The organism is Bradyrhizobium sp. BTAi1, from assembly GCF_000015165.1.
In the GTDB taxonomy this organism is placed as follows: domain Bacteria; phylum Pseudomonadota; class Alphaproteobacteria; order Rhizobiales; family Xanthobacteraceae; genus Bradyrhizobium; species Bradyrhizobium denitrificans.
Genome location: NC_009485.1, coordinates 5,448,544 through 5,461,016, shown reverse-complemented (window position 1 = coordinate 5,461,016; position 12,473 = coordinate 5,448,544). Strand labels below are relative to the sequence as shown.

Here is a 12,473-nt window from a genome sequence, read left to right as displayed (position 1 = left end):
GACGATCAGGCCACGTCCTTGAGCACGCATTCCGGCGGCCGCGCTTCGCCGGCGGCGAGGTCAGGCGCGTAGCGGTACAGCGTCGAGCAGTAAGGACAGATGATTTCCTTGTCGTTGCCGAGATCGAGGAACACGTGCGGATGATCGAACGGCGGGTTCGCGCCCACGCACATGAACTCACGCGAGCCGATCTCGATGACGGGCACACCGGCATCGTTGTGGAAATGCGGGACGATGTTATCGGCCATCGGTTTCACCTCGAGTGGCAAGAAGAGCAGAGCGGATCAGCACGGGGAATCGGCCGACGGGACAGGAACGATACGCCGTGCCGTCGCGAAACGGCGGCGCACCATACTGAGCCATAAGGCCAATTCCTAGGATTGGGAACCTGCGTTGGGTGTGACGCACGCCGTTATTTTTGCGCTTGTGGATTCGACACAAACCAGATGCGCCCGAGAAGCCCTTCTTTCGTCGGGGCCGTTGTGTGCCGGGCCGGACATCCTATGTCTTCACCTGAATATCCACGCGAAAACGTGAACACGGCGTGATCTCGAATCGAATCAATCGCGGTATCGGTCTGGCCGTGGCGGGCCTTGCCATCAGCATCGCCATCGGCGCGGCGCTGTATCCGCATGCCTATCATGCCGGAGCCGTGCTCGACGCGGCAGACGATCCGGCGCGGCTGTCGGAGCTGCAGATCGCGCCGCTATTGCAAAGCGATCCGACGCGCATCTCCACCGGTATCGAGGAGGCGCTTGCCGCCGGCGATCCCGATCTCGCCGACAGCTTCGTGGCACTCGCAAACGCTCATCATCTCGCCCTCGATGAGAGTCAGGTGCAGCGGGTGACCGAAGCCTTGGCTGCGGAGAAGGCGCCGGCGAGCGTGGCGAAGCGCTTTGCGACCGGGCTCGTTACCGGTCAGGCCGATGATGTCGCCAGCCTCTCCGGCACTGTCGCCGGCGATCTGTTCGTGTTCGGTGACATCCGCGACGCCGTGCGCGAAGGCAAGCATCTGGTGATGGGCGAGGAGACCGACCGCCTCGTGCTGGGCCTTGCCGCGGCTGGCCTTGCCGTGACCGCCGCGACCTATGTCTCCGCCGGCACCGCGGCGCCGGTGCGCGCCGGTCTGACCCTGGTGAAGGATGCCCGCAAGGTCGGCCGGCTCGGCGAGGGACTGGCGGCCTGGGCCGGACGGTCCGCGCGCGAGGTGGTCGATGCGCCGATGCTGCAGCAGGCGGTCGCCTCCGGCTCGGTGCTGCGTCCCGGAGAGACCGCGACCGCGATCAGGGCGGCGTTCCGGGCCGAGAAGGCCGGTGCCCTGGTGCGGCTCGGCAAGGATGTCGGCCGCATCACCGAGAAGGCCGGAACGCGAGGCGCGCTCGATTCGCTCAAGCTCGCGGAGGGGCCGAAGGACGTTGCCCGTGCGGCCCGTCTGGCCGAGGCCAAGGGCGGCCAGACGCGCGCGATCCTCAAACTGCTCGGCCGCGGCGCGCTGCTGCTGACGGCGGGCGCGTTCAACCTCGCGCTCTGGCTGTTCGGTGCACTGATGACGCTGTTCGGGATGCTCGGCTCGCTCAAATCGATAACAGAGCGCGCCACCCAGTCCGCGATCGATCGCGGCAAGCGGCGGCGATTGCGGCAGGCGCAGGCCGCTGCGGCCAGACCCGAACTGGTCGCCGCCGCCTCCTGCGGCTAAACTCCGTCGCAGCATCTTCATTCTCAACTCCGGGACCGCAGGCCGATGCCGAGCTTTCACAACGGCGCCGTCGAAATCGCCTTCATCGATGAGGGGGAGGGCGATCCGATCGTGCTCGTCCACGGCTTCGCGTCGACCAAGAATGTCAACTGGGTCTATCCAGCCTGGGTGTCCGAACTGCGCAAGGACGGCCGCCGCGTCATCGCGCTCGACAATCGCGGCCATGGCGACTCGGCCAAGCTCTACGATCCCGCGAGCTACGCGATCGCGGAGATGGCCAGTGATGTCACCGCGCTGATGGACCATCTCGGGCTCGCAAGCGCCGATGTCATGGGCTACTCGCTGGGCGGTCGCATCGCCGCCCATATCGCCCTCGCCAGGCCCGAGCGCCTGCGTTCGGCGATCTTCGGCGGCATCGGCATGGCGATGATCGAGGGCGGCGGGCCGGGCGAGAACGTCGCCGCGGCGCTGGAGGCGCCGTCGATCGACGAGGTGACCGATCCCGTCGGACGCACCTTCCGCGCCTTTGCCGACCAGACCCGCTCCGACCGGCTGGCCCTGGCCGCCTGCATGCGCGGCTCGCGCGGATTGATCTCGCGCGAACAAGTCGGCCGCATCGCCGTGCCGGTCCTGGTCGCCGTCGGCACTGCCGACGAGGTCGCAGGCTCCGGGCCGGCGCTCGGCGCGCTCATTCCCGGCGCGGAGGTGCTCGATATTCCCAACCGCGATCACATGCGCGCCGTCGGCGACAAGGTCTACAAGGCTGGCGTGATCGATTTCCTGTCACGGCGTTGACGGTCGATCCGAGCGCGAGCTGATGGGCCGGCAGCCGGCCGGGGCGCTCGCGTTGGGTCACGGCCCGGTCGGAGATCCAGATCAGCGCTGGCTCTCTCCTCCGCCATTGCGAGCGAAGCGAAGCAATCCAGGGTTCTGGTGGGTCCCTGGATTGCTTCGCTTCGCTCGCCTCGCAATGACGTGGGGAGAGATTGTGCCCACCAAACAATTGCCGCCTGGACGGCCGCGGTGCCCGCGCACTACGGCGCTGCGTCGATGCGTTCGCCGCCGAGCCAGCGTGCCGCGGCGATCAGCGCGGTGAAGCTGGCGATCCAGACCAGGCGGGCGCCGTAGCGGTCATGGGGACCTGAGATCACGCCGCAGATCACGGCGTTGCCGAGCAAAGCGAGCGTCACGGTCACGGCCAGGAGGGCGACATCATCGCGGCGCCGGCGCCAGATCGCATGGGCGGCGATGGCGGCCACCGCCAGCATGGATCCGAGCGCGACCGGCACGTGGAGCCAGTTCACGACCGCGAAATTGATCTCCCAATGCTGCTGATGCGCCGCGCGCATCTGCTTTGTCTGGGACGGGATGTAGCGCTCGATGATGCCATAGGTGTGCGGCACCCAGCCATTGGTGCCTTCGTCGGTCGCCACATGCAGCAGCTGCTCGACCGTGGCAACCGCCGCCGCCTTGGCCTGCCACAGCGGATAGGCCGCGAGCGACTGCTTCACGATGAACCCCATCTCGTCGTTCATGCCCTCGAAGCGGCCGAGCTTGTTGAACATGCTGTTGCCCCACAGGAAGTCATCCGCTGTGGGCGGCAGCTCGTTGCGATAGGGGCAGAGCTTGAGCTTCTCGCGTGCGCAATGGTCTTTCAGGTACTGCGCGACGATGCCGTCCTGGAGCATGCGGCCAAAGGCGACGCCGGTGCCGCCCGGTGTCCATGCCAGCTGGCCGGACAAGGCGACGTTGGCCGCGAGCAGCATTGCGGCTCCGGCGACGATGGTCAGGCTGGCCTGCACCAGGCCGGAAAGCGCGATCTGCCGACGGAGCCACGGATAGGCCATCCAACCGGCGCAGCACAGGCCGAACAGCACGCCGAGCGTGGCGCTGTGGGTGGCGGAGGCGAACGCGACGAAGCCGAACAGCGCGCATTTTTCGAGCGGTGAGATGCGCTGCGCCTGCGTGACCAGGATGAACAGCGCAAGCACCGACAGTCCGGCAAAGATGTCGGTCAGCAGCATGCTGGCAATCCAGGGCAATGCAGTGGTCAGGATCAGCAGCAGGCCGATCCAGAGCAGGCGCAGCGGCTGGGCGAGCCCGAGCACACGCAAGGTCAGCTGCAGGATCCACAGCGTCGCCAGCGCCTGCAGGCCGAGATTGAGCCAGAAGCTGGAGCCTTCGCCCCAGTGCAAATAGAGCCCGAACACGGTCGAGCGGCTCGGCACCAGGTAGCCCTCATACCAGCGCGCGAGATAGCCGCCGGTGTCCCACTGCAGCAGCGGATAACCGTTCCACAGCGCGGGCGCCACCAGGAAGATCGGAATGACGATCAGGGGGAGCCAGGCCGATCCGGCCTCACTCGCGCGTTCGTCGAGGATCTGAGTGTTGCTGATGCCTGCGTCCCCCGGTTCGGAGCACCATGGCCAAAACATGGCCCTTGCGGTATTCATCAATAGACGCAGCATGATGGATGGTAAAGCCGACCCCGTGTTCCAGCGGGGGACGGCCGGCCATCTGTCCTGCCTTGGTTCCTTTTGCGCAACGGGCGGGGCCGAGACGCCTGGACTTGTCTCGCACCAAGCTGACGTCAAGCTGACGTCAAGTCTCTCAAGAAGGCGGAACCCGCCACCGCGAGGGCTTGCCCCGCCTTGATTTCCGGTTCCGACCGACCAATTTGAGCCGACGCGGGGCCGCTGGACCCCGCGGTATGGCCGGCAAGTAACGGAAATGTCTCAATCCCATGTTCTATGGGGGCGAGGCAGGCTGGAATGGATCGGTCACCCCGAGCAGCTCGCGGAGGACACCGTTTCACGCGCTGTGCTATAATCCCTGCCGATTGAATATGCGAGAAGCTGCCATGGCCATGCATCAGACCAACCCACAGGGCGGAAAGCTTGCTGCGCTCGATCCGATCTGGGATCGGATCCGCCACGAGGCCGAAGAGATCGTCCGCCGCGAGCCGGAGCTCGCGACCTTCATCTATTCGACCGTGCTGCATCACAGCAGGCTGGAAGATTCGGTCGTGCATCGTGTGGCCGACCGACTCGATCATTCCGCGTTGTCGGGCGACCTGATCCGCCAGACCTTCGACGACGCGCTGCGCGACGAGCCGGACCTCGGCCACGCCTTTCGCGCTGATCTCGTCGCGGTCTATGATCGCGATCCGGCCACTGCGCGCTTCATCGATCCGTTGCTCTACTTCAAGGGCTTCCATGCCCTGCAGACCCATCGTCTGGCGCATTGGCTGCATCGCAAGAACCGCAAGGATTTCGCGTTCTATCTGCAGAGCCGCTCCTCGGCGGTCTTCCAGACCGACATCAATCCGGCGGCCCGGATCGGCCGTGGCATCTTCCTCGATCACGCCACCGGCTTCGTCTGCGGCGAGACCGCCATCATCGAGGACAACGTCTCGATTCTGCATGGCGTGACGCTCGGCGGCACCGGCAAAGAGAATGAGGATCGCCACCCGAAGATTCGCCATGGCGTGCTGATCGGCGCAGGTGCCAAGGTGCTCGGCAACATCGAGGTCGGTCATTGCGCGCGCATTGCTGCGGGATCCGTCGTCGTGAAGCCGGTCCCGAACAACGTCACGGTTGCAGGTGTACCGGCGAAGATTGTGGGTGAGGCGGGCTGCGCGGAGCCGTCGCGCACTATGGACCAGATGATCAACGCGATCGGGATCTGAGCTGGAAGGCAGCTGCGTCAATCTCGAAGTCAAGAGCTTTTCAACCGCGGAATTTCGTGCGAACACACTGACCGTCTGTGGATCTGACGATCCGTCATTGTCTCGGCGGAGTGAATGTGAGATCCACGGCGTCCCCTTCAGCTTCGTTCGATAACGCTTGGTGCGACAACGCTTGGTTCGACAACGCTTGCGCTGCCTCGCCAAGATCAACGGGCTGGATGATCGAGCTCAAGGACACGGGCGTGTCGCTCCGTCACGTCCTTCAGACAACACGCAAACCTCGCTGCAATTGGAGATTCACCCGTGGACGTTCAGGAAGTCAGGAAGCTCGACGCGTATTTGAAGCGCGTGTTCGGCAATCCGAAGATCCGTGTTGTGCCGCGGCCGAAGAAGGAAGACTCCGCCGAGGTGTATATCGGCGAAGAGTTCATCGGCGTGTTGTTCGTCGACGACGAGGATGATGATCGTTCGTTCCAATTCCAGATGGCCATCCTGGAAGACGATCTCGTCGAGTAGGACGCGCGCGCTCAGGGATTCTGCGTCGGTCCGGGCGGCGTCGCCTGCATGAGCGTGAGCCGGAGCCCGGCGGGCTTCGGCGCAAGCGACATGGGGTGCACCGGGAGAGTGCATGAGATCGCGAATGTCGATCCTGTCGACATTCCAGGCGTCGCCAGGCAACGCTGCAGCGCGAACTACCTGGTCGGGTGCATCTGCGTGGTCAGCCGCTCCATCGCGGCCGCGACGTCCTGCCATTGCGACAGCCAGCTGCGCGGAAAGCGGAAGATGAGATCCGCTCCCTCGACCCGGCGTTCACTCAAGCACATCCCCGGCGTCGCTGCGTCACGTGTGCATCGCGCCACCAGCATCGGCTGCTCTGCGAGGAACAGATCCTCAACATCGTAAGGCGTACCAGAGCGGAAGTTGCGCATGCTCAACCCGTCCTGCACCGACACGACATTCGGGTTGAGATAGCGCGGATAGATCGTCTTCAGCCGCGCCTCCGGCGACAGCGCATCGTGATGCGCTGCGATCGACACGAAGATGCGATCGATCGGGTGCGGTGCCTGATCGATCTGATCGGCGCTGACGTGATGCGGTGCCTCCGGCGGCGTCAGCGACGGATAGTCGAAGCCGAGATCGACGCGCTCCTGCGGGCCGGTGTGACGCTGGATCTTCACCCGAATGGCTGCCGCGGGCACGTTGAACACGGTGCCGCCAATGCTGACCGGCAGGCGCTCCGGTCCCTTGAACGCGCTGGCGCGCCATGTCGGCCACAACAGATAGGCAACCAAGGCCGCCGCCAGCGTCGCCAGCACGGCGCCGGCGATGATCGGCACGGCATGACCATGGCCGTTCGAAGGACGGGCACTGCGGACCGAAAACATCGTCATGGCGGGCAGGGGATCTCTGGACCGAATCAGTCCAGACTATGCCACGGCGAGGCGGTTTCTGCAGACCCATGCCGTCAGGTGGCCGCGCGCCTCGCGCGGGCCAAATTAACCCTTCCTTAAGGCTAATGTGGCGGGCGGACGGGGATTTTGCCAACCTGTCTCGGCAAGTTCTGCAGTGTGAGGGTGCGTTCGATGTCGGCCGAGGCGTTCAATTCCCTGTTCTCGCTTCTGATCGGTTTCGCCCTGGCCGGCGCCTTGGCGAGCGGCTATCAGGCCTATTCCGAGCGCCCCGCCGGCTTCGAACTGCTGCAGCAGGGGGTCACGCCGCAGCGCTTCGCCGCCGTGCCTTTCCTGGTATTTGCCGCTCCCTTCATCATCATGCGCAACACGCTGCGAGGCGCCCGCATCGAGCGCCGCCGCTTCGAGTTCGTGATGCTGGCCACCGTGATCGCCGGCTTCTGGAGCATGATGTCCGGCACCTTCGTCGTGATGACACTCCGTGCCGCGGGGGTGCTGACCTAGTTCCCTGCGTTGTTGTTGTCGGCTCCGCGGTTGCTTGATCATCGCGTCAAGGCTGTGCGAAGGTCCTCCGCGAATGGGAGACCTCGATGGCCATTTACGAACTCGACGGGCAGGCGCCCGAGCTGCCGGCGGACGGACATTACTACATCGCCGACAACGCGACCGTGATTGGCCGTGTTCGTCTCGCCAAGGAGGTGACCGTGTGGTTCGGCGCGGTCATTCGCGGCGACAATGACTGGATCGAGATCGGCGAGGGCTCCAACATCCAGGACAACGCGACCTGCCATGTCGATCCCGGCTTCCCGCTGCGTGTCGGCAGGAATTGCACCGTCGGCCACAATGTGATCCTGCATGGCTGTACCGTCGAGGACGACGCGCTGATCGGCATGGGCTCGATCATCATGAATGGCGCCCATATCCGTCGCGGCAGCGTCGTCGGGGCGGGCGCCATCATCACCGAAGGCAAGGACTTTCCGGAATATTCGCTGATCATCGGCGCGCCTGCGCGCGTCGTTCGCACGCTGGAGCCGGAGCAGGTCGAACGGATGGGCATTGCCGCGAAGGCCTATATTGCCAAGGGGCCCCGCTACACCAAGGGCCTGAAGAAGATCGGCTGAGGCCTGCCGCGCGTTGCGCGGTGGGCTCGCTTCACGTCCCCTCGGACTCATTCGCCTCGCGCGCGCTGGCAACGCGCTCATGGCCGCTCGCCCACAGCGCATGCTGCTCGCTGCCGTCCTGATAGGGATTGGCCTCGGCCGGAATGTTCTCACGCGCGGCGCGCTCGCCCTGTTCGAATGGATCGGGGTCGGTGCTCATGCCGATACTTGGCTCCTCGTCGTCGGTTGGCGGCCCGCTTTGCCCGCCAACGCGCCGCGATCAGCAGCGCTCTTGCGCAGGCATGTTTCAGGCCCTGCCTGCGCAGCGCCTCTACTGTCCTCATCCCATCAATCCTGTTGGATCCAACTTGGTTCCGGAACGCGGCCTGCGCGGTCGGGTTGAAAGGGGAAAGGGAGAGCATCCTATGGCCAGATTTTCATTGGGCACTTTGATCGTGATTGCAGGTCTCACCACGGCGACCGCCGTGTTCGCGCAAGGCGGCGGTGGTGGGGGTGGCGGAGCAGGTGGTGGTGCCAGCGCCGGCGGGGCCGCATCTGGTGGCGGCGCAGGCGGCGGAGCCGTATCGGGCACGACGACGAGCGGGAGCGCGGCTGGTGCTGCTGCGGGCACCGCAGGCGGCGCCAATGCAGCAACAACCGGCATTGGAGCGAGCGGCATCGGCACCAACGGCGCCAGCAGTGGCGCGGCGCTGTCGCAACCGGGCGCGCCCGGCACCAATGGCACCAACAGCCTCGGCACGGCGCAGTCCTCAGGCTCGGGCGGATCGGGCTCCAATGCAGGTGTCACGACCGGCGCTGGACGTGGCGCGGGAGGCACGGCGGCCACGGGCCCCAACCGTGCCGGCGATTCGACCGATGCGACGATCCAGCAGGAGAACAGCACCGTTGATCGGAAGGTCAAGAGCATCTGCCGCGGTTGCTGAAGATTGCCCGCTGCGGCAGCGGCTATATCGAGATACCAAGATCGCGCAGATGTGAGCGGGCCTGCCTGCGTCGTGTTCCAAATCCGGCTTAAACGATGCGGTGACGCAATGATGCTGTCATTGCGTGGGTTGGATTTGGAGACGCATCGATGCGCATGAGATTAATGGGATTGCTGGCCGGCGGCGTGCTGGCGATGATGCTTGCACCGGGGACGGCCTCGGCGCACGGGCCGGGCGGCTTTCATCACTTTCATCACGGCGGATTCTATCACGGCTTCGGTCCCGGCTTCGCGCTCGGGTTCGGCTTCGGTTCGCCCTATTACTACGGTCCTACCTACTACTACCCCTACACATACGAGGATCTGGGCGGCTGTTATGTCGCGCGCAAGCGCGTGCGAACAGCGCACGGCTGGCGCTATCGCCGCGTCGAAGTTTGCGAGTGAACCTGAGCGCGGGGTGACGCGTTGGGCGATCACCCGACGTTAATCACGACCCTTCTTCCTTGATCGCCGCGGCGCTGGATTGAGCGGCGATCGGGACAGAGCTGGCGCACTGCTTGCATCGAACGAAACCCTTGCATGGGACACAGGCATGATGAACTCACTCACATCCCCCGAACTCACGATGCTGTTCATGGGCGTCGTCCTCAGCCTCGGCACTGCGCTGGTCTGGATGGTCTATGAGCTGGAGCAGGGCGCGCGGCAGCCGGCGAAGATCCGCCGCGACCCGCCCCAGATCGGCTGATTGCCAAGGCCGCTGGTTCGCCGACGTACGAAGCGGGATGCGCCCGGTGCTGCTGTACCGGGCGAAATCTTGATGGCGAGCGCGTGGTCGGCAGGCGCGCTCAGCTCAGAACGCCGTACTTCTTGAACCAGGCCTGCATCTGGGCCCAGGCATCCTCCGCGGCGTCCTTGCGATAGCTCGGGCGGTAATCGGCATGGAAGCCATGCGGCGCGCCAGGATAAATCTTGAACTCGGCGGTCTTCTTGTTCTCCGCAAGCGCCGCCTTCATCGCCTCCACGCTGGCCACGGGAATGCCGGTGTCGGCTTCGCCGTAAAGACCGAGCACGGGCGCCTTCATCTCGGGGGCGAGCTGCGTCGGGTTCTTCGGCCAGAGCGGGTTGGGCGCATCGGTCAGCGGACCGTAGAACGCGACGGCGGCCTTCAGCCCGGCATTGTGGGCTGCATATTCCCAAACATTCCGGCCGCCGCGGCAGAAGCCGACGATGCCGAGCCGCGAGGTGTCGCCGCCCTGTGACTTCGCCCAGGCCACCGTCGCGTCGAGATCCGTCAGCAGCTCGGCATCCGGTTTTGCATTCACGATCGGCAGCAATTCTTTGATGTCGGCGATCTTGGTCAGGTCGGTGCCCTTGCGGAAATAATAGTCGGGTGCGACCGCGAGCGCGCCGAGCTTGGCCAGGCGGCGGGTGACGTCCTTGATGTATTGGTGCAGGCCGAAGATCTCCATCGCGACCAGGATGACCGGAGGATTGCTGGCGCTGGCGGGCCTGGCGAAATAGGCCGGCATCTCGCCGTCGGCAACCTTGATCTTGGCGTCGCCAGCGTTGAGGCCGTTGGTATCGGTGGTGATGACCTCCGCCCTGACCGGACCGGCGGCCAGCGTGTAGCCCGCGGTGACGGCCGCAGAGGCCGTCATGAAGCCACGGCGCGAGAAGGGAGCGGCTTTGGTCAGTCCGATGACATCGGACGTCAGGGCAGGTTCGACGGACATGGGGGAGCTCCTCTGCATGGGGGTGGTATTGAGCAGAGAATGATCGGTGAAAAGCAAGTCACCAGCCGGCGAGCCGGCCGCCCTCAATCAGATCCCTGTCGCTCTGCCAAATTCCTGTTGCGCCGCAAAGGGAGCTCAAAAAACAAGGCCGTCGGCGCAGTATGACGCCAACGACCTTGCCAGCCCCGGATATTGAAATTGGCCCTGCGCCATCCTGAAATTGGCTCGCCATCCGGTAAGCCGAAGATGGCCCAACTCGTGGCGGGGTTTTGTGAAACACTTCACAAGACCCCGGAAAAATTCGGCAGCAGTTCTACCGTTTGGTGTCAGGATCGGCTGCGGCGATGCCGGTGACCGCTGCGGCTGGCATGGGCGCGGCTTCGGATGTTGCGATTCCGGGGCGCGGCTGAGGCCTGCTCCGACGCCTGGGTGCTGGCGAAGGACTGCCGAAGCCCGTCGACCGTGTCTTTCAAGGTCGAGACCTGGTCAGTCAGGCGCTTGGTATCGGCCTGCTGGGCGGCCAGCAGGCGGCGCATGCTCTGCAGCTCCTCCTGCATGCTCTGCAACTGATCGATCGATTCCTGCTGGCTCGCTTCGAGGCCCTTGGTCTTCTCCACGAGCTGCTCGGACGCCTGCACCGTCCGGGCCTGGATCTGTTTGGTCAGTGCGACGGCGCGTTCGGTCTCGGGTGGGCTACCGCCATAGGCTCGCCATAGCATGATACCGCCGATGCCGGCGATCAGCACCGCCAAGGTGGCGGCCGCGAGCGCGATCGGGTGCGAGCTCCTCGCGGGGCTGGTGCTGGATTTGTCGAGATACAGTCTGGTGTCGCGCGTCACCGGGTTCATCACGAAACCACCCTAATCGAAAACAGGTTCTCGGATTCACTCCCGAAATGCGGGAGAGGCGGAAAGCTCGAGCAAAGGATGTTGTCCGCTCAGCCCGGATCATTGGTGCCTAACGGACGAACCAAGTCCTGAGGGTTTGATCGGGGAATCCGACAAAAGAGAGGCTCGTGCGTCCAAAAAACGGCGCCCGTGCCGTGCGCCCGCGCCTGCGGTCGCGAACTCGGGCGGAGTTGGACGCGGCGGGGCAACCGCACGGCCGCGTCGTGCCGATATGTTGCGGTCGGTGCCGGGGCCGGCGCCGCTTCAGGCCGTCAGCGCCAGCAACGTCGGAGGGGCAGTGTCTATTGCGAGGAGTTGCAGTTCCGGCAGATCGTGAGCTTCTGCTTCAAGCGCGCCTCGTCGGCGAGGTCGGCGGCCTGTTCTTCCTCCCAGCTCATCCGGCCGCGGGAGGCCGAGCCTGATTGCGAGGACATCACGTCGACCCGCGAGTCGCCTCTGCTGCGCTTGCCGCCTTTGCGCGGCGAGCTGATATCCGGCTCCGTGACCAGATCGGTATCTGAGGAGGCAAGCCGTCCGTCCAGATCGGCCGCAGCGATGGCCGTCTGCGGGCCGGCGCCGGTCGGCGCAGCCGCCATCGCTGGAGCTCCCGCGGGCGCGTCGGCCGAGGCCAGCGGCCCGGTGCAGCCGGTTCCCGACATGCAGCAATTCGCCAGTGTCAGGGCCACGGCCAGCAGCGTCGCGCTTCGCAGGAGGATCATCATGCCAATCACCTGACCCCGACGGTTCCGGGAAAACAAAGTTGGGTTGGCCGAGTCGGCCCGAGCTTGAACCTACACGCGAAGCAAGGCCGAAAAAAGTTGCAGCCAACGTTTGCAGCGGCGCTCGGCCAGGACTGCGTGCCTTCGGCGGCGCGCTGCGTGGCGTTCGAGCCCGCCATGCGAAGCTAACAGGGGCTGCTTGCCACGACCACGCCGAACCCTCTGGTCGCGACCCCATGCACCGACCGCCACATCCATTGGCGGCCTCCAGATGTCGCCATCGCGCTGGTCGATGTCT

At 65.1% G+C, this 12,473-nt stretch carries 16 protein-coding genes; 9 read left to right on the top strand and 7 right to left on the bottom strand.

Annotated features, from left to right (window positions below; genetic code table 11):
• Positions 1-5: 5 nt before the first annotated feature.
• On the bottom strand, positions 6-248 hold the full coding sequence (locus BBTA_RS24490) for a zinc-finger domain-containing protein (RefSeq protein WP_012045191.1): 243 nt from the start codon (positions 246-248) through the stop codon (positions 6-8).
• A gap of 296 nt (positions 249-544) precedes the next feature.
• Between BBTA_RS24490 and BBTA_RS24485 the strand changes: the two genes are divergently transcribed.
• Both BBTA_RS24485 and BBTA_RS24480 read left to right on the top strand, forming a co-directional pair.
• A complete protein-coding gene (locus BBTA_RS24485; RefSeq protein WP_012045190.1) occupies positions 545-1,696 on the top strand; it encodes a hypothetical protein in 1,152 nt (383 codons plus the stop codon).
• A gap of 45 nt (positions 1,697-1,741) precedes the next feature.
• Positions 1,742-2,491: an alpha/beta fold hydrolase gene (locus BBTA_RS24480; protein WP_012045189.1), complete on the top strand. Its 750-nt coding sequence runs from the start codon at positions 1,742-1,744 to the stop codon at positions 2,489-2,491.
• 239 nt (positions 2,492-2,730) lie between these two features.
• On the opposite strand, the gene BBTA_RS24475 is transcribed toward BBTA_RS24480, so the two are convergent.
• Positions 2,731-4,131 (bottom strand): hypothetical protein, encoded by a 1,401-nt coding sequence (locus tag BBTA_RS24475; protein WP_012045188.1) that lies wholly within the window; start codon positions 4,129-4,131, stop codon positions 2,731-2,733.
• A gap of 425 nt (positions 4,132-4,556) precedes the next feature.
• On the opposite strand from BBTA_RS24475, the gene cysE reads away from it, so the two are divergent.
• Positions 4,557-5,384, top strand: coding sequence for a serine O-acetyltransferase (gene cysE, locus BBTA_RS24470; RefSeq protein WP_012045187.1), 828 nt, complete (start codon positions 4,557-4,559; stop codon positions 5,382-5,384).
• A 303-nt stretch (positions 5,385-5,687) separates the two neighbouring features.
• The gene (locus tag BBTA_RS24465; protein ID WP_006611186.1) at positions 5,688-5,900 is read left to right on the top strand and encodes a DUF3126 family protein; all 213 of its coding nucleotides are present in this window, start codon (positions 5,688-5,690) and stop codon (positions 5,898-5,900) included.
• Between the two features lie 176 nt (positions 5,901-6,076).
• Here BBTA_RS24465 and BBTA_RS24460 read toward each other — a convergent pair whose 3' ends face one another.
• On the bottom strand, positions 6,077-6,775 hold the full coding sequence (locus BBTA_RS24460; RefSeq protein ID WP_012045186.1) for a hypothetical protein: 699 nt from the start codon (positions 6,773-6,775) through the stop codon (positions 6,077-6,079).
• A 192-nt stretch (positions 6,776-6,967) separates the two neighbouring features.
• On the opposite strand from BBTA_RS24460, the gene BBTA_RS24455 reads away from it, so the two are divergent.
• Both BBTA_RS24455 and BBTA_RS24450 read left to right on the top strand, forming a co-directional pair.
• A complete protein-coding gene (locus tag BBTA_RS24455; RefSeq protein WP_012045185.1) occupies positions 6,968-7,297 on the top strand; it encodes a hypothetical protein in 330 nt (109 codons plus the stop codon).
• A gap of 86 nt (positions 7,298-7,383) precedes the next feature.
• Positions 7,384-7,914 (top strand): gamma carbonic anhydrase family protein, encoded by a 531-nt coding sequence (locus BBTA_RS24450; protein ID WP_012045184.1) that lies wholly within the window; start codon positions 7,384-7,386, stop codon positions 7,912-7,914.
• 31 nt (positions 7,915-7,945) lie between these two features.
• Here the strand turns inward: BBTA_RS24450 and BBTA_RS40870 are convergent, their stop codons facing one another.
• On the bottom strand, positions 7,946-8,113 hold the full coding sequence (locus BBTA_RS40870; RefSeq protein WP_012045183.1) for a hypothetical protein: 168 nt from the start codon (positions 8,111-8,113) through the stop codon (positions 7,946-7,948).
• 205 nt (positions 8,114-8,318) lie between these two features.
• Between BBTA_RS40870 and BBTA_RS40865 the strand changes: the two genes are divergently transcribed.
• From BBTA_RS40865 to BBTA_RS40860, 3 genes are all read left to right on the top strand, one after another.
• A complete protein-coding gene (locus tag BBTA_RS40865) occupies positions 8,319-8,837 on the top strand; it encodes a hypothetical protein (RefSeq protein WP_012045182.1) in 519 nt (172 codons plus the stop codon).
• A 149-nt stretch (positions 8,838-8,986) separates the two neighbouring features.
• A complete protein-coding gene (locus BBTA_RS24440) occupies positions 8,987-9,280 on the top strand; it encodes a hypothetical protein (protein ID WP_041750868.1) in 294 nt (97 codons plus the stop codon).
• Positions 9,281-9,428: 148 nt separating this feature from the next.
• Positions 9,429-9,581, top strand: coding sequence for a hypothetical protein (locus BBTA_RS40860; protein WP_012045180.1), 153 nt, complete (start codon positions 9,429-9,431; stop codon positions 9,579-9,581).
• A gap of 100 nt (positions 9,582-9,681) precedes the next feature.
• Here BBTA_RS40860 and BBTA_RS24435 read toward each other — a convergent pair whose 3' ends face one another.
• The 3 genes from BBTA_RS24435 to BBTA_RS24425 all read right to left on the bottom strand — a co-directional run bounded on the left by BBTA_RS24435 (position 9,682) and on the right by BBTA_RS24425 (position 12,178).
• The gene (locus BBTA_RS24435) at positions 9,682-10,569 is read right to left on the bottom strand and encodes a dienelactone hydrolase family protein (RefSeq protein ID WP_041750867.1); all 888 of its coding nucleotides are present in this window, start codon (positions 10,567-10,569) and stop codon (positions 9,682-9,684) included.
• A gap of 326 nt (positions 10,570-10,895) precedes the next feature.
• On the bottom strand, positions 10,896-11,417 hold the full coding sequence (locus BBTA_RS24430; RefSeq protein WP_012045178.1) for a hypothetical protein: 522 nt from the start codon (positions 11,415-11,417) through the stop codon (positions 10,896-10,898).
• Positions 11,418-11,758: 341 nt separating this feature from the next.
• Positions 11,759-12,178 (bottom strand): hypothetical protein, encoded by a 420-nt coding sequence (locus BBTA_RS24425; RefSeq protein WP_012045177.1) that lies wholly within the window; start codon positions 12,176-12,178, stop codon positions 11,759-11,761.
• Between the last annotated feature and the right edge of the window lie 295 nt (positions 12,179-12,473).

Excerpts from the sequence above, each read along its gene's own strand:
- BBTA_RS24490 (WP_012045191.1), bottom strand. The coding sequence starts at position 248 with ATGGCCGATAACATCGTCCCGCATTTCCACAACGATGCCGGTGTGCCC.
- BBTA_RS24480 (WP_012045189.1), top strand. The coding sequence starts at position 1,742 with ATGCCGAGCTTTCACAACGGCGCCGTCGAAATCGCCTTCATCGATGAG.
- BBTA_RS24475 (WP_012045188.1), bottom strand. The coding sequence starts at position 4,131 with ATGTTTTGGCCATGGTGCTCCGAACCGGGGGACGCAGGCATCAGCAAC.
- cysE (WP_012045187.1), top strand. The coding sequence starts at position 4,557 with ATGGCCATGCATCAGACCAACCCACAGGGCGGAAAGCTTGCTGCGCTC.
- BBTA_RS24460 (WP_012045186.1), bottom strand. The coding sequence starts at position 6,775 with ATGACGATGTTTTCGGTCCGCAGTGCCCGTCCTTCGAACGGCCATGGT.
- BBTA_RS24455 (WP_012045185.1), top strand. The coding sequence starts at position 6,968 with ATGTCGGCCGAGGCGTTCAATTCCCTGTTCTCGCTTCTGATCGGTTTC.
- BBTA_RS24450 (WP_012045184.1), top strand. The coding sequence starts at position 7,384 with ATGGCCATTTACGAACTCGACGGGCAGGCGCCCGAGCTGCCGGCGGAC.
- BBTA_RS40870 (WP_012045183.1), bottom strand. The coding sequence starts at position 8,113 with ATGAGCACCGACCCCGATCCATTCGAACAGGGCGAGCGCGCCGCGCGT.
- BBTA_RS40865 (WP_012045182.1), top strand. The coding sequence starts at position 8,319 with ATGGCCAGATTTTCATTGGGCACTTTGATCGTGATTGCAGGTCTCACC.
- BBTA_RS24440 (WP_041750868.1), top strand. The coding sequence starts at position 8,987 with ATGCGCATGAGATTAATGGGATTGCTGGCCGGCGGCGTGCTGGCGATG.
- BBTA_RS40860 (WP_012045180.1), top strand. The coding sequence starts at position 9,429 with ATGATGAACTCACTCACATCCCCCGAACTCACGATGCTGTTCATGGGC.
- BBTA_RS24435 (WP_041750867.1), bottom strand. The coding sequence starts at position 10,569 with ATGTCCGTCGAACCTGCCCTGACGTCCGATGTCATCGGACTGACCAAA.
- BBTA_RS24430 (WP_012045178.1), bottom strand. The coding sequence starts at position 11,417 with ATGAACCCGGTGACGCGCGACACCAGACTGTATCTCGACAAATCCAGC.
- BBTA_RS24425 (WP_012045177.1), bottom strand. The coding sequence starts at position 12,178 with ATGATGATCCTCCTGCGAAGCGCGACGCTGCTGGCCGTGGCCCTGACA.